This window comes from Lutaonella thermophila, from assembly GCF_055387725.1.
On record NZ_AP043783.1, the window covers coordinates 1,889,541 to 1,906,967 of the forward strand.

General features: G+C 32.6%; 18 protein-coding genes. 3 read left to right on the top strand and 15 right to left on the bottom strand.

Features of this window, described 5'->3' with window-relative positions:
* Positions 1-64 precede the first annotated feature (64 nt).
* Complete coding sequence (locus ACZ5CF_RS08855) at positions 65-1,405, bottom strand: M24 family metallopeptidase (protein WP_464578945.1); 1,341 nt, start codon at positions 1,403-1,405, stop codon at positions 65-67.
* A gap of 117 nt (positions 1,406-1,522) precedes the next feature.
* Between ACZ5CF_RS08855 and ACZ5CF_RS08860 the strand changes: the two genes are divergently transcribed.
* A complete protein-coding gene (locus tag ACZ5CF_RS08860; protein WP_464578947.1) occupies positions 1,523-1,945 on the top strand; it encodes a DoxX family protein in 423 nt (140 codons plus the stop codon).
* Position 1,946: 1 nt separating this feature from the next.
* Here the strand turns inward: ACZ5CF_RS08860 and ACZ5CF_RS08865 are convergent, their stop codons facing one another.
* The 13 genes from ACZ5CF_RS08865 to ACZ5CF_RS08925 all read right to left on the bottom strand — a co-directional run bounded on the left by ACZ5CF_RS08865 (position 1,947) and on the right by ACZ5CF_RS08925 (position 14,763).
* Entirely contained in the window at positions 1,947-3,038 is a 1,092-nt protein-coding gene (locus tag ACZ5CF_RS08865; RefSeq protein ID WP_464578948.1) for an AMP-binding protein, read from the bottom strand.
* A complete protein-coding gene (locus tag ACZ5CF_RS08870) occupies positions 3,022-3,984 on the bottom strand; it encodes a lysostaphin resistance A-like protein (protein ID WP_464578950.1) in 963 nt (320 codons plus the stop codon). Before ACZ5CF_RS08870 ends, ACZ5CF_RS08865 begins: the two co-directional genes overlap by 17 nt.
* Before the next feature lie 9 nt (positions 3,985-3,993).
* Positions 3,994-5,034, bottom strand: a complete 1,041-nt coding sequence (locus ACZ5CF_RS08875; protein ID WP_464578952.1) for an o-succinylbenzoate synthase — start codon at positions 5,032-5,034, stop codon at positions 3,994-3,996.
* Positions 5,035-5,715, bottom strand: a complete 681-nt coding sequence (locus ACZ5CF_RS08880) for a metal-dependent hydrolase (protein ID WP_464578953.1) — start codon at positions 5,713-5,715, stop codon at positions 5,035-5,037.
* Between the two features lie 40 nt (positions 5,716-5,755).
* A complete protein-coding gene (locus tag ACZ5CF_RS08885) occupies positions 5,756-5,917 on the bottom strand; it encodes a hypothetical protein (RefSeq protein ID WP_464578955.1) in 162 nt (53 codons plus the stop codon).
* A complete protein-coding gene (locus ACZ5CF_RS08890) occupies positions 5,889-7,667 on the bottom strand; it encodes a tetratricopeptide repeat-containing sensor histidine kinase (RefSeq protein WP_464578957.1) in 1,779 nt (592 codons plus the stop codon). The genes ACZ5CF_RS08885 and ACZ5CF_RS08890 overlap by 29 nt, the downstream gene beginning before the upstream one ends.
* Positions 7,668-8,255: 588 nt before the next feature.
* Positions 8,256-9,020 (bottom strand): LytR/AlgR family response regulator transcription factor, encoded by a 765-nt coding sequence (locus ACZ5CF_RS08895; protein ID WP_464578958.1) that lies wholly within the window; start codon positions 9,018-9,020, stop codon positions 8,256-8,258.
* Between the two features lie 34 nt (positions 9,021-9,054).
* Positions 9,055-9,960: a 1,4-dihydroxy-2-naphthoate polyprenyltransferase gene (locus ACZ5CF_RS08900; protein ID WP_464578959.1), complete on the bottom strand. Its 906-nt coding sequence runs from the start codon at positions 9,958-9,960 to the stop codon at positions 9,055-9,057.
* A 139-nt stretch (positions 9,961-10,099) separates the two neighbouring features.
* Entirely contained in the window at positions 10,100-10,573 is a 474-nt protein-coding gene (locus ACZ5CF_RS08905) for an SPOR domain-containing protein (RefSeq protein ID WP_464578961.1), read from the bottom strand.
* Between the two features lie 12 nt (positions 10,574-10,585).
* Entirely contained in the window at positions 10,586-11,407 is an 822-nt protein-coding gene (gene menB / locus ACZ5CF_RS08910) for a 1,4-dihydroxy-2-naphthoyl-CoA synthase (protein WP_464578963.1), read from the bottom strand.
* An 83-nt stretch (positions 11,408-11,490) separates the two neighbouring features.
* Positions 11,491-13,251: a 2-succinyl-5-enolpyruvyl-6-hydroxy-3-cyclohexene-1-carboxylic-acid synthase gene (gene menD / locus ACZ5CF_RS08915; RefSeq protein ID WP_464578964.1), complete on the bottom strand. Its 1,761-nt coding sequence runs from the start codon at positions 13,249-13,251 to the stop codon at positions 11,491-11,493.
* A 28-nt stretch (positions 13,252-13,279) separates the two neighbouring features.
* Complete coding sequence (locus ACZ5CF_RS08920) at positions 13,280-14,335, bottom strand: chorismate-binding protein (RefSeq protein WP_464578965.1); 1,056 nt, start codon at positions 14,333-14,335, stop codon at positions 13,280-13,282.
* Positions 14,332-14,763, bottom strand: a complete 432-nt coding sequence (locus ACZ5CF_RS08925; RefSeq protein ID WP_464578966.1) for a PaaI family thioesterase — start codon at positions 14,761-14,763, stop codon at positions 14,332-14,334. Before ACZ5CF_RS08925 ends, ACZ5CF_RS08920 begins: the two co-directional genes overlap by 4 nt.
* A gap of 43 nt (positions 14,764-14,806) precedes the next feature.
* Between ACZ5CF_RS08925 and ACZ5CF_RS08930 the strand changes: the two genes are divergently transcribed.
* Positions 14,807-15,451: an alpha/beta hydrolase gene (locus ACZ5CF_RS08930; RefSeq protein ID WP_464578967.1), complete on the top strand. Its 645-nt coding sequence runs from the start codon at positions 14,807-14,809 to the stop codon at positions 15,449-15,451.
* A 250-nt stretch (positions 15,452-15,701) separates the two neighbouring features.
* The gene (locus ACZ5CF_RS08935; protein WP_464578968.1) at positions 15,702-16,418 is read left to right on the top strand and encodes a leucine-rich repeat domain-containing protein; all 717 of its coding nucleotides are present in this window, start codon (positions 15,702-15,704) and stop codon (positions 16,416-16,418) included.
* A gap of 72 nt (positions 16,419-16,490) precedes the next feature.
* On the opposite strand, the gene ACZ5CF_RS08940 is transcribed toward ACZ5CF_RS08935, so the two are convergent.
* On the bottom strand, positions 16,491-17,396 hold the full coding sequence (locus ACZ5CF_RS08940) for a hypothetical protein (protein WP_464578969.1): 906 nt from the start codon (positions 17,394-17,396) through the stop codon (positions 16,491-16,493).
* Positions 17,397-17,427: the final 31 nt, after the last annotated feature.

Below are 17,427 nucleotides of genomic sequence, written 5' to 3' on the forward strand. Positions count from 1 at the left end.
AAGAGTACTGATTTAAGCCATAACTAACAGATATGCAAGGTCACTATAAACTACCTCTCTTTTTTTAATTTCCTAAATGATTTTTTACTCTTGGTATGGTTAGTAGTTTTTTTTGGCGGCCATTTACGTATCTAAATCCGTTTTCACCTAAAAATCCGGCTTCTTCTAACATAATCCTAATATCTCTATCCCACTCTTTTAAATACACAGTAGTATTTAACTCTATTGCATAAACTGTATTAGCATGTAACGGATAATCTCCATCGCCGGGCACGCCTCCTTGTGCGTCCCACATACCAATTGTAGTTCCGGCAGAGTGGCCATACATTCCCAATGGGTGTGTATAGATTGATGGGCGTAATCCCTCTGCTTTAGCCTCGGATAAAGATTGTAATAAAACCTCGTTACCCGTTTTACCTACTTGCATAGTATTCGTTAAAATGTCTTGTAGCCTGTTTCCTTTTTTAAGCGCATTACTTAAAAAATCAGGAGGTGCTACTTCATTAGGCTTTAACACATAAGCCAGTTGCTGACAATCTGTATTTAGTCTTAAATAGGTAATTCCAAAATCACAACGAACCAAATCACCGGGCATAATAATCATGTTTTCCGGTCTGTTAGAAAAAGAATACAGATGGTTTCCTAATTCATTATTGCTTCGTTGTACATCAACCGATGGGTGAAACCATGTTTTTAAACCAAGTTGTGTTACTTTATCACGCATCCACCACTCTACATCTGATGTTGTGGTAACACCTGGGGTAATTACTTTTTCTGAAAAGGCTTCTTTAATTATATTATGTGTTATTCTAACTAATTGGTTGTATATAACCATTTCACGTTGTGTTCGTGTTTCTATCCAAGCAACAGCAAGTTTTTCGGCCGATATAATTTTGTCTTTATATTTTTTGGGTAAATAGCTTATAAACTCATTGTAATCTGTTTTTACTAAACCATCTGCAATATTAAAATGCTCAGAATAGTTTAGAGCAATCACGTTTGGGTTTCGCTCTTCAATAAGTTCAACCAATCTTTTCCATTGGTTAGGCTGTTTTTCTTTATCCCAAGCAGATATAATATTATCTCCAAAGTTATAACGTGCAACAGCCAATTTATCTATAGTATTTTTTGCTTTATCTCTGTAAAAAACTAAAATGGTTCTTCGCCTTGCATTAAGCCAAGTAGCCGGAAGCATGGTTTTTAATACCGGATCTTCGTTGTATTCTCTCGAAATTAAAATCCACATATCTATCCCGGCATCATCCATTAATTTAGGCAGTAAATTATTAAATCTATCTGCCAGAATTTCATCAATAACCTTAGCTCTTTCTCGCTCCGGTAGTATAGCTTGAGAGAAACAAATTAACGAGAAACATAAAAACAAAAGTGAAAGTTTGTACTTCATTTTAATAGCTTTTTCAGAACAAAATTTGATAACCAATATACAATTATAAGACGTTACTATTTCATTTTTAAACAAAATTTGAGTACCTTAATAACTGGTAATCAATAAAAAACCATCATGGGATTAGTTAAAACATTAAACAAGTGGGCAAATGCTCACACCTATTTTCCCTTAGATTTGGTTAGGATTGCTTTGGGTGTTTTTTTATTTATAAAAGGAATTCACTTTATGAGTAATAGCCAAATGCTAATAGACCTTATTAAACCCATACAAAGTATGGCCGGTGGGATGATAACCATTCATTATGTTGCTCCGGCACATTTAATTGGTGGAATTTTAATTGCATTTGGCCTCTTAACACGTTGGGCGATTATTGCTCAATTACCCATTTTAATTGGCGCTATTGCTATTAATTTTTTAGGAGAAATGAATGCCTCTAACTTAACACAAGCTTCAATTGTGTTTTTAGTTTGTATATTTTTTATGGTATACGGTTCCGGTAAACATTCTGCAGATTATTATTTTAAAATGCAACAATAAGTTAAACGTTTTGTTTTAAAGCATTTTGCAGTGTTATTTGTCGGTTTATTTTACCGGTGTGAGTTTCTGTAAATTTTTCTATAACCAAGATCTCCTTTGGAGTCTCATATTTGGTTAAGTTAGTTTGTTGTTGAATTAAATTTTTAATGTCAGTTACGATTGAATTGTTTCCTTCTACAACCAAAACAACTCGTTCTCCTAATACATTATCAGGCAAGGAAGTAATAAAAAACCTTTGATTAATGACTGATGCTAGTTTTTTTTCTACTTGTTCAGGATGAATTTTAATCCCTCCGGAATTTATAACATAATCAAACCTGCCCAACCATTCAAATTGCAAATTGCCATGAAGCTTTACCACATCATTAGTAACCAGCGTTTTATTACTTACCTTAGGTGCAGATATAACTAAGCAGCCTCTTTCATCTTGACTAATATTTACGTTTGGTAGTACTGTAAAATAATCGCTTTTATCTTTTCCGTTTATTGGTTTAACAGCTATATGGCTTGTAGTTTCGGTCATACCATACGTTTCGAAAACGTTAGTGCTGCAATTAGCTATTTTTTCTTTTAGTTGTTGTGATACCGGTGCGCCACCTATTATAACTTTTTTAATTTTAGATAATAAGTTTATGCTGTTTTCTAATTGCAATGGTATCATTGCGCAAAAATCATATTTAATATTTCTTGGAATGTTTTGAAGCGGATTAGATGTTGGCTCAACAAGGTCTAACTCTAAACCTAAAATGAGGGCTCTAACCAACATCATTTTACCGGCAATATAACTCACCGGTAAACAAAGTAATGCTTTGTGACCAATGGTAATATTAAAAAAGTCTCCTGTTGCTATGGCAGAATTCACCATATGCTGCTTTTTTAATTTAATAGTTTTTGGCGCTCCCGTAGAACCAGAAGTTTTAACCTTTATAAAATCATTATCGTCTAACCAATCTAAAAGAAAAACTCCGACAGCTTGTTCATAAGGCAACCCTTCTTTTATAAAACTATAAGCAGCTTCTTTAAGTTCGTTTTTAGTATAATGTTCTCCGTTAAGTTTAAATCTATTATGAATTTTGTTATATGTTGGTGTCATCTTGTATTAGTTCTACAGTATTTGGAGGTTGTACTTTACCGAATAATTTTTCACGCCAATTTGTCCAATTATATTTTTTGGCAAACCACAATAAAATAAGCGGGTAGACCACAAAAATTGGTATTAAAACATCAAAACCGGCAGAGGGCTCAGAAACATCTTTTAATATAGAATGTGTCTGGAAAGCTGTCCAGTCTGCCGTAACTAAAAGCGCTGTAACAACATTAATACCGGCATGAAAACCTAATGCCAACTCCAGCCCTTCATCCATTAGTGTTATTACTCCTAAAAATACACCTGCACCTATGTAGTAAATCATTACCACGTTACCCATTTTAGTTACTTCAGGATTAAAAAAGTGAAGACCACCAAATATTAATGATGTTAACAATAACGGAGCCCATCTGTTTTTAAATAGCACCCCCATACCTTGCATTAAATATCCTCTAAACATGTACTCTTCAAAACTAGTTTGTAATGGTATTAACAAGAGCGCTATAACTACAAGCACTAAAAAAGGTGCGAGGTTAAAGTTTATTTTATAATCTTCTGGTGATAAAAAATAATCTAATCCAATCATTACACTATTTAATACAACTACTACCATAAAGCCAAATAGCACTCTACTCCAATCTATTTTTACGCGAGATGTAGTTAGTTTGGTAAACGATTGGTTGTGTATAAATTTTACCGCTATTAGCAAAAAAATAAGGCCTCCCACAAATGGTAAAAGTATATATATTAAGTTCACATTTGGCTCAAACACTGACATTAAATACTGCACATTGTTAAGCCTGCTTTCATCTACTTCACCGCTTAAAACTTTAATTGCAAGTGCTAAATAGTGTGGTAATGAAAATATTACAACACCTACTATTGCAACTGCCACCCCTATTAAATAGCGCCACCAATCGTTTTTTACAGAAAATGCTTGAGCTATATACATATTAACATATTATAGTTTTATACTACATGGTTTATTGGATTGGTAATGTAAGCATCCGTTTGTTACTAACAAAGGGCTCTCAAAATTATTTGTAAATAAACTTCCGGTGCCAAGACCTTGGTACATTTTATTGTTTAATGTAAATGTCCATTGGGCTATTGCATTAAGACCAATATTGCTTTCTAAGGCACTGGTTACCCACCAGCCTATATTTTGGTGTTCTGCAAAAGTAATCCATTCTGTTGAGCCATGTATACCACCAACTAAACTAGGCTTTAAAATAATATATTGTGGATTTATTACTTGTAACAACTCCTTTTTTTGATCTGGATTTGTTACCCCAATTAACTCTTCGTCTAGAGCTATTGGTAATGGACTTAATTCACATAGCTTAGCCATGTTTTCCCATTGCTTTGGCTTAATAGGCTGCTCTATTGAGTGAATAGTTAAAGTTGCTAATTTTTCTAATTTTTTTAAAGCGTCATCATTTTTAAATGAAAAGGCCCCGTTTGCATCAACTCTTATCTCAATTTCATTAGGCGAAAATGATTGTCGTATAGATTTTAATAATGTAAATTCTGTATTAAAATCTATCGCTCCTATTTTCATTTTTATGCAAGTAAAGCCTTGCTTTATTTTTTGCTCAATTTGATTTTTCATGAACAATTCTGAACCCATCCAAACTAAACCATTTATAGGAATGCTTTTCTGTCCTTTTGTAAAGGCAGACGGGAAAAGCTCCATTGGATTTTTAGCTTCTACTGATAAAAAAGCTTGTTCTAAACCAAATTGAATACTTGGATAATTAACTAATTCTTGTAACAGTTTTTGCTTGCCCAATTGAATATTATTACAAACCCACTGTAGTTTTTGCTCGTAGTCAGGAACATCATCAAAACTTAATCCTCTTAAAATACCGCATTCACCTATCCCTTGTTTATTGTTTTGCTGTAAAACAATAAAATAGGTTTCTTTTTGGGTTAAAACTCCTCTCGATGTTCCGCTGGGTTGCTTAAACTGTAAAATATATTTATGGTAAGAGGCTTTCATTTATAACTCAATACTCTCTCCTATTTCTAAAAGCATTAAGTCTTTGCCTTTATCGTAAAATTTCTTTTTGGCTTCTTCGTGGTTTATTTCTATAAATCCGAAAGTATCAAAATGATATCCCAAAATTTTGTCGCATTCTACAAAATCTGATGCAATAATAGCTTCATCTATTCCCATGGTAAAGTTGTCACCTATTGGCAAAATTGCCAAATCTAATTTGGTGAACATTGGGATTAGCTTCATATCCATTATCAAGCTGGTATCTCCGGCAATGTAAATATTTTTATGCTCTCCTTCTATAACAAAACCTCCCGGCTGCCCGCCATAAGACCCATCAGGAAAAGATGATGTATGCATGGCCGGTACATACTTTACTTTACCGAATTCAAAATCCCAACTTCCACCGTGATTCATTGGGTGATGGTCAAATCCTTTATTACCAAAGTATGAAGCTATTTCAAAATTAGAAACAATAACTGCATTGGTACGCTTTGCTATAGTTTCTACATCTAAAATATGGTCTTGATGTGCGTGCGTGATTAAAATGTAATCTGCCTTAAGTGCGTTTATATCAACTTTACCTTCTGCTTTAGGGTTTCCGGTTATAAACGGATCAACTAATATATGGGTATTTTTAATGGTAATTGCCAAGCTGGCATGACCTAAGTATGTGATTTTCATGGGTTGTTTAGTATTTTGGTCTGTGCAACTAAATTACGCATTAGTTAAAATTAAACCAAAATTTTACACCCTCTCCAGGCTTACTCTCTATATTTAATTTTGAACGAAGTTGATTTACTAAACGTTGAATTAAATGAAGCCCCATAGATCCCTTGCCTATATTACCATTATCTTCACGTAATCCAACCCCATGAATACTCAAAATAGAATTCGTTGTCATCTATTTCTGAGATATTGATGTAAATTTTACCGTTTTCAGGGTTTTCAGGGAAAGCATACTTATAAGAGTTAGAAACCAACTCGTTTAAAATTAACCCAATAGGTATAGCTCTATCTATATCTAATTCTGTATTTTCTGCATCTATAGTTATTTCTACAGGGCTATTTGTTTTTTTATAAACCGATTGCACACTGGTAACTAAAGACTCTATGTACCCTTGCATTTCTATCACAGATAAATCATCATTTTGATATAATTTTTGATGAATTAACGCCATAGCTTTAACCCTGCTTTTACCCTCTTCTAATGCTTCTATTGCAGCTTTGCTTTTGGTGTTTTTAGATTGTAAACTCAGCAAGCTAGACACCATTTGAAGATTATTTTTTACTCTGTGATGAATTTCTTTAAGTAACGAGTCTTTTTCTATTAATGAATTCTCAATAATTTTCTTTTGCTCTGCAATAAGTTTTTGGTTAGTAATACTTTTTCTGTATGCTAAAATTAAACCTCCTAAACCTAAAAGCGTGAAAATCAAGGCAATTATACCATAATTAATTTTTTTGTCTCTTGCCTCTATTTCACTTCTGGTTTTTTCTATATCAAGCCTTTGTTGCTCTATCATTTCTTTTTGATTCTCTAAATCGTAAGTAACAACAAGACCTAATAATTGTTTTTTCTTTCGGCTTTTTTCAACAGAGTCTCTAAGTTTAATATAATTTTGATAGTAATATGTGGCAGCTTCATGATCTGCAACTTTAACATAATAATCTGCTAAGAGTTTATTAAACTCTTCCATTCTGTTTGCCTTAGAGCTGTTTAGCTTAACGCTATCTAAATAGGCTTTTGCTTCTTCTAAATTACCTAACTCCAGATGACATTTTGCAAGTTCTTTCCATACTTGAACGGTATTGCTTAAATACCTGCCTTTATCATATGCCTTGCTGCTTTCTGCATTAGCTTCTAATAACGGTATTGCCTCACGATACTTTTTCATTTCCATATCGCATCGGCCTATATTACCTTTTATAACGCCTTGCAAGAACAAGGCTTCGTTAAGCTCTTTATCTGTTTTTTTCTTGTTGTAATCGTTTATATACAAATCAATATAGCTTAATGCCATATTAAAATGCTTCTTAGCAGTGTAGGTTATACCGTCTAACAGTAAATATTCTCCTAGCTTATTATTGTATTTGGCATGCGCAAAATGGTCTCCGTCTTTTAAATCTTTGCCATTTTCTATAACATAATCTACTCTAGCTTGGTTATACAAACCTAAATTTGCATAAATATCATATAGTGAAACGTCTCTGTCTCCTAAAGCCTTCTTAAGTTTTCTAATCTCTAATTGTTTGTCATACAATTGTAGCTCTGCATACGATTTATCTAAAATATCTAATAAAACTATCTTGGTAGAGTCTGCAATTTTATCGGCATTGTTATTATATAAATCGTTAGCCAGTATTACACTCTTATCAAAGTTCCCCATATCGTACTGAATTTGGGAAAGCATAATTCTATAATGTTCTGCAGCAATAGAGTCTTCTTCTGCCAATGCAGTTTTCATGTACTCATCTACCTTGGCTTCCCAAAGGCTTGCAGAACTTAGAGAATATCTGTCATCACTCTTAAAGAAAAGATTAAATCTGCTCTCGTAATCCGAAAGGTTTTGAAACTTAGAAAATACATCAGCCGATGCGTTTTGAGCATATATAACAAAACACGAAGTCGCCATTAAAAAAACAGCGAAAAATTTAATGCACCTTTCTAGTATTTTAAACATTGTAAAGTAAAGCTAACAATATTAAATAAATCAAAAAAAGTGTTAATGATTTTTTCTAAAAAAAAGCCTAAATGTAATTGTATTTAGGCTCTTTTTCAAACACATATACTAAACGTAAAATTGGGTTTGGTAATAAATACCATATCACTAACAACACTTCAAACATAAACCAAATAAAACTACTGTATAAATTTTTGTTGTAAAAGAGATTTTTTTTGTTGTGTACTTATCCTTAAAAGTTGTCTGTTAGACGTAATGCACTTTTATTTTATTACAATATATAATTTTCTGAAATAGTGCGTAAATAAAGGGATATAAAGGGATTGCAAAACAAAAAAGGACCTGAACATTAAATGCTAAGATCCTTTTTAAGAGAACACTATATGAAAATGATAAGATTTGGGTCTTTTTTCAAAGTGCTGTTTTTGTTAAACAACAGTATAAACATAAAACAGAAAAGCTTGTTTACAAAAATTATGTTGTAAACAGCTCTGTTTTTGTTGTAAATAGTGTAATGTGTGATGTTTACTGATTGCTTTTTTAAGAATTCATTGAAGAAAGTATGAACTCTTTAAACTCTTTAGATATAGGAATTAATTCTCCGTTAATCATAATATCTTTAGAGTTTATAGCTTGAATGTGATCTAAATTTACAATGTAAGATTTGTGCGCTCTGTAAAACTTGTCTGATGGTAATTTCTCTAAATAGTCTTTTAAAGCAGAACGTACCAGGTATTTTTTTTCTTCGGTGTTAATTTCAAGATATACATTATCTGCTTTAATGTACTGTATATCATCAAATTGTATTCTATAATACAAATGTTGTTTTTTTACAAAGATTGAATCTTTTAATACAGCATTTGATATAATTTTATCTTTCTCGTCTTCTTGGCTTTCTTCATCTTCTTTTAAACGCTCTTCTACCTCATAATTAAAATTAGAAATTGCTATTTCTATAGCTGTGTAAAGATCTTGTTGCTCAAAAGGCTTAACTAAGTATCCGTTAGGCTTAACGTCTTTAGCCTTTTCTACAGTAGCCCTATCTGAGTTTGAGGTAACAAAGATGAACGGAATATTGTAATTTTTTCTGATGTGTTTACCAAGGTCAATACCCGTTTTTTCTGAAGCTAAAATAATATCTATTAACACTAAATCTACCTTGTTGTTTTTTAGTGCTCTTACTGCTTGCTCGTAATCTATTACATTATCAACAATTGTATATCCAATCTCCTCTAACTGAGACTGAATATCGTCTGCAATAATTACATTATCTTCTACAATAAGAATTTTAATAGCTTCTTCCAAGGTAAGTTGTTGTTAGTGGTTTGTTATGTTAAATCTACAAAAAAATATTAAATCCAATAAAAAATAATACAGCATAAATGAAAGTGCTAATAGCTAATTTTTTTAACTCCGGATCTATCTCTTGTAAGTTTTTTTGTTTTGCTATACGGTTTGCATGAATAAAAACTGGTACAAAGGCTAAGCAAAAAATAGCATTAGTGTAATGTGAAAAATTAAGTGCTAAATAGAGTAAAGAACCTAAAAAAGCAATTGCCAAAATTAGCAAATGGTACTTTTTAGCTTTGTTTTCGCCCAGCTTCACGGCAAGTGTAATTTTACCTGCTTTTTTATCAGCCTTCATATCGCGCATGTTATTAAGGTTAAGCACTCCAACGCTAAGTAAACCAACTGTTATTGCAGGCAAAAAGACATCAAAATGTAATGTTTTTGTATATAAAAAATAACTGCCGGCGACAGCTAATAAGCCAAAGAATAAAAAAACAAACAAATCGCCTAAACCAACATATCCGTAGGCGTTATCACCAACAGTATATTTTATGGCTGCCACAATAGCTAACACACCCAGCAAAATGAATATTGTAGTATAAAAAATGTTCCCGTTAAAAGCTTTAATAATAACAAAAATGGCACTAATTAGTGATAAAACAGCAGTAATAATAATGCCTCTTTTCATGGCTTTAGCAGAGATTGCTCCGCTTTGTAGCGCTCTCATCGGCCCTACTCTATCGTTATTATCGGTCCCTTTTATACCATCGCCATAATCGTTGGCAAAATTAGATAACACCTGAAACAGTATTGTGGTGAGTAAAGCCAATAAAAAAATTGTAGTGTTAAAGTAACCGTTGCCGGCTGCTATGGCCGAACCTACAATAATTCCGGATACCGATAAGGGTAATGTACGCAAACGTGCTGCCCGAACCCACGCTTTAAATGTACTCATGCAATTAATACGGTTCTTCTATTTCTATACGTTTTCCGTTTTTGTACGATGCCACAAAAGCATCTTTAAATCCCATTTTTACTAGCTCATACCTAAATTTTTGGGCCTCTTCTAAGGTTTCAAAATTTCCTAGAGAATATCAATAAAACGGATTTTCTTTTACAAAACGCGAATTGGCAAGACTGTTAGATATTAAAGGAATATTATTCTCTGTAAATGCAGTAACCTGAACAGCGTAAATGCGTTCTCCTTCTAAAAAGTTTTTAGCTAAATAAAAGTTTTTAATAATGTCTAGATCTTCTTTTTCTTCTTGCAAGGTTTCTAACTTAGTTTTAATAGCGTCTAAACTATCTATAGATACTAAAACTGTTTGATCTGATTGAAATTTTAGTTGCTTAACAGCACTATTAACTCCAAAAGAAAAAGATACGAGAACTAATGTTAAGAGCACAAATAAAGAGGTAACAAGCCCCAACACATTGCGTTGGCGCTTGCTTCTCTTTAACTCTTTATTTTTGTATTTAATTTGATCTAAAAGACGTTCGTTAACAGCTTTTGCTTTGTCTATATCTTTATGAAGCTGTAACAAGTCTTGTTCCTCTACAAAAGGCATAACAAGTAATTTTTACGGGAATTTTGGATATTGTTTAAAGTTAGGATCTCGCTTCTCGAGGAATGCCTGTTTTCCTTCGTGAGCTTCATCCATTAAGTAATACATTAATGTTGCATCTCCGGCTAATTGCATTAAACCGTGTTGACCGTCTAATTCTGCATTTAAGCAGCGCTTAATCATACGTAACGCTAAAGGCGAACGTTTTTGCATAATCTTGCACCACTCTACTACAGTATCTTCTAATTTTTCTAAAGGTACAACTTTATTTACTAATCCCATCTCTAATGCCTCTTGTGCAGAGTATTGTTGGCATAAAAACCATATTTCGCGAGCCTTCTTTTGGCCAACATGTCTTGCTAAGTATGATGATCCGAAACCACCGTCAAAGCTTCCCACTTTAGGTCCGGTTTGCCCAAAAATTGCATTTTCACTTGCTATTGTTAAATCACAAACTACATGAAGCACATGCCCTCCTCCTATGGCATAACCGTTTACCATTGCTATAACCGGCTTTGGTAACTCTCTAATTTTTTTATGAAGGTCTAGAACATTTAGTCTTGGTACTCCGTCTTCTCCTACATAACCTCCTATTCCTTTTACATTTTGGTCTCCTCCGCTACAAAATGCTTTATCGCCGGCACCTGTAAATACTACCACATCTATATCGGTACGTTCTCTACAAATGTCCATTGCTTCTAACATTTGCATGTTAGTTTCCGGTCTAAAAGCATTGTAGACTCTTGGTCTGTTTATGGTAATTTTTGCAATCCCCTCAAAAAATTCAAATTTAATATCAGAATACTCTTTAATTGTTTTCCATTCACGTTTACTCATTGGTGTAGATTTTGTTACGGTTTTGAGCAAAAATAATACTTAACCGTTATATGATAAAATAACCCTTTAAAGTTTTATATATGTTAACGTAAATACGTAAAATAGTTTAGTAAAATCTCGTCGTTTAGTGTTCTTGGAGTAAAAATTTCTAAAAGCTTTGGTTTGTTACTTTTGTTATAAAAATCAGCAATGGCTTTTTGTAGCTCATCTTCGTTTTCTGCTTTTAAATAGCTAAACCCGTAATGTTGGCACATTGCTTTTGATGAGTAGTTGTGCTTGGTTTCAAAAAAAGTATCAAACTCTGGAGTATTCTTATTGCCCGGTAAAATTCTAAAAATACCTCCACCACTATTATTAATAACAATAATCCTAAAATCTTCACGCAAATAGGTATTCCAGAAAGCATTACTGTCGTAAAAAAAGCTTAAATCTCCTGTTATTAAAAGTGTAGGATCTTTATCTAATTTAGCGTATCCAACGGCTGTAGAACTACTACCATCTATACCACTTGTACCTCTGTTGCAAAAAACTTTTAATGTTGGATTTAAAGTGAATAACTGTACGTACCTAATAGTAGAACTGTTACTTAAATGCACATTGTAATTATCTGGAATGCTATTTAGCAAAATGCTAAATGCTTTCAAATCAGAAAACGGAATTTTTTTCAAATATGATTCATGACGATGTGCCCTGTGTTTTTTTACGCTCTGCCAATAAGTTTTATAATCTGATGATTGTTTTTTGGTTTTAGGCAATAACTCTGTAAAAAAATCTTGTGGAGCTTTTTTAACATGTTCTGTTAAACTAAAATAAGTATTGTAGGCTTTTTTGGGATTTATATGCCAGTGTTCTTTGGGTTTGTATTTACGTAAAAAGGCTTTTATTTTTTTAGAAACAACCATCCCTCCAAAAGTAATGAGCAACTCTGGTTGTAACATTTTAAATTGAGCATCAGCATCTTCAGATTTTTCAATTGGAGCAATAATTTTATCTATACTTTCAAAAAAGGCATCATGATATAAGTTAGATGTAGTTTCTGTAAATACTACAACAGATTGGTCTTTTGCTAATTCATTTAAAACCGATTTGTTAATTTGATTTGGTGGCAATGCCCCTACCAAAATCATTTTTTTTGTGGCACTATTCCACCTTTTTACAAACGATGTTAAATCTATCTCTGCTGTTAGCTTTTGGGCTGGTATGCTTTCACTAATTTTTACGGTTGTTTGTTCTTGTGTTTGATACAAAGGCTCATGAAAAGGCGCGTTTATATGGACCGGACCATTTTCTAAAATGCAAATATCTAAAGCCTTTGTTATTTCTTGCTCATTATATTGTTGAATTTGATCCTGTAAAGCACTGAGCTCCTTTTGGTTTAAAGTGTTATTATTTAAGTAAACTTCTGCAAGCAACGCATCTAAATTAGGTTGTACATCTAATTTAGCAGAAACAGAACACAACACATGACTTGCCAAAGCGTTTGGCTGCCTTATGGTTTGCCCATCGCCAATATCAATTAAAAATTCAGGTCTATCTGCAGAGATTACTACCAACGGAACGTCGCTATAAAAAGCTTCAGCTACTGCAGGGTAATAGTTTAATAATGCACTCCCCGAAGTACAAACTACTGCTACGGGGCTTTGTGTTTGTTGTGCCATTCCTAAAGCAAAAAAAGCAGCACTTCGTTCATCTACAATACTGTAGCATGTAAAAAAAGGGTTATGAGTAAAACCTATGGTTAGTGGTGCATTTCTGGATCCCGGAGAAATTACTATATGTTTTATATTCTTGGCCTTACAAAGTTGTACCAAGGTTTGCGCTAAAGGAATAGTTGAGTGCTTCATACAGCCCGTAAAAATACGAACAATAGTGTTACAAGAAAACACTAAGCATGGTTTGTGCTTTGTTTTGTGTTTCTTGCCATTCTAATTCTGCATTAGACTGAGCCGTAATACCACCACCAACATAAATATTTACGGTATTTTCTTCCCATTGCATACAGCGCAGATTAACATATAAATTATGGTTTTCAGAATTATTTATTACTCCTAAAAAGCCGGTATAATATGTTCTTTTGTAATTTTCATTATTACAAATAAAGTCATAGGCTTGTTGCTTTGGTAATCCACAAACTGCAGGTGTTGGATGTAAAGCTTTTGCAAGCTTATAAGCATCTTTATTGTTTTTTAATTTGCCTTGTATTAGAGTTTTAATATGATATAAACTTCCTGCCTTAACGGTTTTAGGCTCTTGTATATTAACCGCTGTACAATATTTATTTATAATATTGATAATATAATCTGTTACTAATTGCTGTTCTTCTTGTTCTTTTGTACCCCAAGTAGCCGGAAATTGCATTTCTGACTTTTGAGTACCGGCTAAAGACATTGTGCTTACAACATTACCGGTAACTTGTAGTAAAGTTTCTGGGGTTGCTCCCATCCACAATCCAACAGCTGGATGAAACCACATGTAACAAAACGCATCGGGGTATTTATATACTATATTGTTAAAAGCTTCAATAGGATTAGGATTATTAACAGCACATGTTACTTTATTAGAAACTACAATTTTTTTAATGTTAGTTTTTTTAATTTCTGTAATGGTTTTATTAACTAAATCTATATGCTGTTGCTTATTTTTTGTGACTGATTGAAGTATGTTGTTGTTAGTTTTGCCTAATGACTTTTGATTGATTTTAAGGCTGCATTTAAGAATATTGTCGGGCTGTATAACCACCTCTTTTTTATCTATAGTAAAGGGAGCAAAAACAAACCCTAATTGGTTTTTACAATCTTCTAATGTATATAATTTAGTTGTGTTTTGAAAAAAAGCAGTTATACTATTCTCTCTGGGTAATTTAAAAGCAACAAAGGGTAATTTTTGCTTTAAATGGTGCTCAATACCTGCAAATAAATCTATTTTCATGAACGCTTTGGTAACGCTATTGTTGTTAATTTACAAACCGAAATAAGATTGTTGTCTTGATCTGTTATTTTAATATCAAAAAGCTGGGTAGTTCTGCCTTTATGTATAAAAGTTGCTTTGGCAAACACGGTTCCTTCTTTTATACTTTTAACATGATTAGCAGAAATTTCTATTCCTCTTACAAAAAAATCGTCTGTATTTAAAAATAATTGTGCAGCAAAGCTCCCGGTGGTTTCGGCCAAAGCTACTGTTGCACCACCATGTAAAACTCCATCCGGCTGATACACTCTGGAGTTTACCGGCATTTTTGCAACTATATAATCATCGCCATAATCAACAAACTCTATTTGTAAAGTTTCCATTAAAGTATTTTTACAAATAGCATTAGCCTTTTTTAGTATTGCTTCTTTACTAAGTTTTGTAGTCATGTAATTTGTAGTTAGGTTTGTAAAAGTACAAAACAACGCAAAAATGCTAAATTCTTCAGAAAAAGAAGTTTTTTACACTACATCTAATACGTATACAACTTTAAATGCGCTAACACCTAACACACAAAATATTTGGTTTGCGTGTCATGGTATGGGATACTTAAGTAAATATTTTGCTAGGTATTTTAGTAGTTTTAATGCAGATGAAAACTATTTTATTTTTCCGCAAGCTCAAAGCAAATACTACTTACCCCCAAAATTTAAATATGTTGGAGCATCATGGCTTACAAAAGAGAATACTATTAAAGAAACTGAAAATGTAATGCGTTATTTTGATGCTGTTTTTGCCTTAGAAAACATACAAAATACCGATAATTTAATTGTTCTAGGCTTCTCTCAAGGCGTTTCTGTTGCAATGCGATATGTTGCAAAACGCAAATTACATTGTAAACATTTAATTATTATGTCTGGTGGAATACCTAAAGAATTAACAGCATCAGATTTTAAATTTTTACCTGAGGCTACTAAAATATCTCTTATTTATGGTACTAATGATGAGTATTTTGATGCCTCCAGAATGGAATATGAAATTAATCGTGCTAGAGAGCTGTTTGGCAATAAAGTAGCTATTTATTCTTTTGAAGGAAAGCATGAGGTTAATAGCTCTTTACTACAAACTATATTATAAAATATATTTTCAAGGTTATAAGTTTTTAATGTTTTTCATGATTTTAAGCTTTAAGACTACGTTTTAAGCTTTTTACTTACAATCGCTCTTACGCCTTTGTTTTTCTTATACCATCGATTAAATACACTTTTTAAGCGTGCAGTTCATCGATGTTAAGTTACAATTCAACTTGCATTTCGTCGAAAAAATTTGCCCTTTATCCCTTTTATTCGCACCTTTGGTATACCAAATCGGGTAAAAACCTTTAGTTATGAACAAGTTAACCTACATTTTCGTCGCTTTCTTTCTTACTTTCTCTCTTTCGGCTCAAGTTTCTGAGCAAGAAAAGCAAGCTCTTATAGACTTATATAAAGCTACCAATGGTGACCAGTGGAGAAATTCTTGGAATCTTGACGAAGATGTTGCTAAGTGGCATGGGGTTACTGTTCATCAAAACAAAGTAGTTAGCATTAAATTAATGTTTAACAACTTACAAGGGTCTTTACCGGCTTCTATTGGTAACTTAACTCATTTAAGAAGATTAGAACTTTCTTTTAACCAATTACAAGGTACTATTCCTGCAGAAATTGGTAACCTTAAACAATTACGTGTATTATCGTTTAACGCTAATAACTTAGAAGGTGAGCTTCCGGCTACTATTACTCAGCTTAAAAACTTAAAAGAATTACACTTAAGCAGCAACAAGCTTACCGGAAGTCTGCCTGAAGGACTTACACAGTTAAGTAAGCTTACGGTGTTAAATGTTTTTGACAACAATTTCTCTGGCGATATCCCTGAGCATATTAACCAATTTAAAAACTTAAAGCAGCTATTAGTAGCAGAAAACAACTTTAACTACTACAAAGCTTTCTTTTTAGAAGGTATGGCTGAGCAAGGCGTTGCCATGGATATTGAGTTCACTATTACTAAAAAATACGACGGGTTAGCTTCTACTGTAAAAGAAGATGACGAAGACGAAGATGAGTAAACCAAAGATCTCTTAATTTAAAATAGCGTAAGTGTTAAGAAAACTCGGCTTTAAGGGCCGAGTTTCTTTTTTTTAATAGTATATTATTTTACGCTTTATTTTGGTAGATGAATCTTTTTTAACTATCCAGTTTTGAGGTTTTTTATCATCATACTCATACAAAATTTTATTGGCGCTAATTAAAGTTCCTTTTTTATATTGCTTTTGCTGTATTACCTCTCCTCTACTATTATATTCATAAACCGTTTTAGTAACCGAAAAATATTTATCGGGGGTTTTAGAACTAATTTTTAAATCTTCTTCAAATAAAACTAAACCATCTTTAGAAAATGCTTGCAACATTGCTTTTTCCGGAACACCATTGCTATATAAAATGGTTAAAAGTTCATAATCTCCTTTATTGTGTTTTGCTTTAGGCTCCAGACGTTTAATTTTTTTCTGAATAATCCCATCTATAGTATGAGATTCTTCTAAAACAACACCATTACTATTTTTAACGCGTTCAATAATACGTTCTTCAATACCACTTTTGTTTTGCCTTATTACTTTAACCAGCTCTCCATCAGGGTTAAAGTAATATTCAAACTTGTCTATAAACTCATTATTGTAATTTGTTATATACTCGGTTATTTTAGTTGATTCTGTTATGAGCGTTGTATAATTATGCTTAAAAGATACTCCTGCATCAATTTTTTTGTCTCTGTAGCTTTCTACAACTTTACTTATTAAAGTTTGATTATTGTATTTATACGTTATTTTGTTGTAATCCGATTCGTTAAATCGAGTTATACTTTCTAAAAGCAATCCTTTTTCGCTAAACAAAAAAGATTCTTCGCCATAATCTGTATAAACTACACATGTTTTAACTTCTCCTTTTAAATTAAAATCTGAACGAGTTAAAATTGAAAAATCTTGACTAAAAACGGGTAATGAAACTAAACACGAAACCAGCGTAAAAAAAATGTAGTTTTTCTTCATAAGTAATTATTATACATCAAAAGTAGGTAAG

Excerpts from the sequence above, each read along its gene's own strand:
- ACZ5CF_RS08880 (WP_464578953.1), bottom strand. The coding sequence starts at position 5,715 with ATGAAAATCACATACTTAGGTCATGCCAGCTTGGCAATTACCATTAAA.
- menD (WP_464578964.1), bottom strand. The coding sequence starts at position 13,251 with ATGAAGCACTCAACTATTCCTTTAGCGCAAACCTTGGTACAACTTTGT.
- ACZ5CF_RS08930 (WP_464578967.1), top strand. The coding sequence starts at position 14,807 with ATGCTAAATTCTTCAGAAAAAGAAGTTTTTTACACTACATCTAATACG.
- ACZ5CF_RS08925 (WP_464578966.1), bottom strand. The coding sequence starts at position 14,763 with ATGACTACAAAACTTAGTAAAGAAGCAATACTAAAAAAGGCTAATGCT.
- ACZ5CF_RS08855 (WP_464578945.1), bottom strand. The coding sequence starts at position 1,405 with ATGAAGTACAAACTTTCACTTTTGTTTTTATGTTTCTCGTTAATTTGT.
- ACZ5CF_RS08865 (WP_464578948.1), bottom strand. The coding sequence starts at position 3,038 with ATGACACCAACATATAACAAAATTCATAATAGATTTAAACTTAACGGA.
- menB (WP_464578963.1), bottom strand. The coding sequence starts at position 11,407 with ATGAGTAAACGTGAATGGAAAACAATTAAAGAGTATTCTGATATTAAA.
- ACZ5CF_RS08900 (WP_464578959.1), bottom strand. The coding sequence starts at position 9,960 with ATGAGTACATTTAAAGCGTGGGTTCGGGCAGCACGTTTGCGTACATTA.
- ACZ5CF_RS08935 (WP_464578968.1), top strand. The coding sequence starts at position 15,702 with ATGAACAAGTTAACCTACATTTTCGTCGCTTTCTTTCTTACTTTCTCT.
- ACZ5CF_RS08920 (WP_464578965.1), bottom strand. The coding sequence starts at position 14,335 with ATGAAAATAGATTTATTTGCAGGTATTGAGCACCATTTAAAGCAAAAA.
- ACZ5CF_RS08870 (WP_464578950.1), bottom strand. The coding sequence starts at position 3,984 with ATGTATATAGCTCAAGCATTTTCTGTAAAAAACGATTGGTGGCGCTAT.
- ACZ5CF_RS08890 (WP_464578957.1), bottom strand. The coding sequence starts at position 7,667 with ATGGCGACTTCGTGTTTTGTTATATATGCTCAAAACGCATCGGCTGAT.
- ACZ5CF_RS08905 (WP_464578961.1), bottom strand. The coding sequence starts at position 10,573 with ATGCCTTTTGTAGAGGAACAAGACTTGTTACAGCTTCATAAAGATATA.
- ACZ5CF_RS08860 (WP_464578947.1), top strand. The coding sequence starts at position 1,523 with ATGGGATTAGTTAAAACATTAAACAAGTGGGCAAATGCTCACACCTAT.
- ACZ5CF_RS08940 (WP_464578969.1), bottom strand. The coding sequence starts at position 17,396 with ATGAAGAAAAACTACATTTTTTTTACGCTGGTTTCGTGTTTAGTTTCA.
- ACZ5CF_RS08875 (WP_464578952.1), bottom strand. The coding sequence starts at position 5,034 with ATGAAAGCCTCTTACCATAAATATATTTTACAGTTTAAGCAACCCAGC.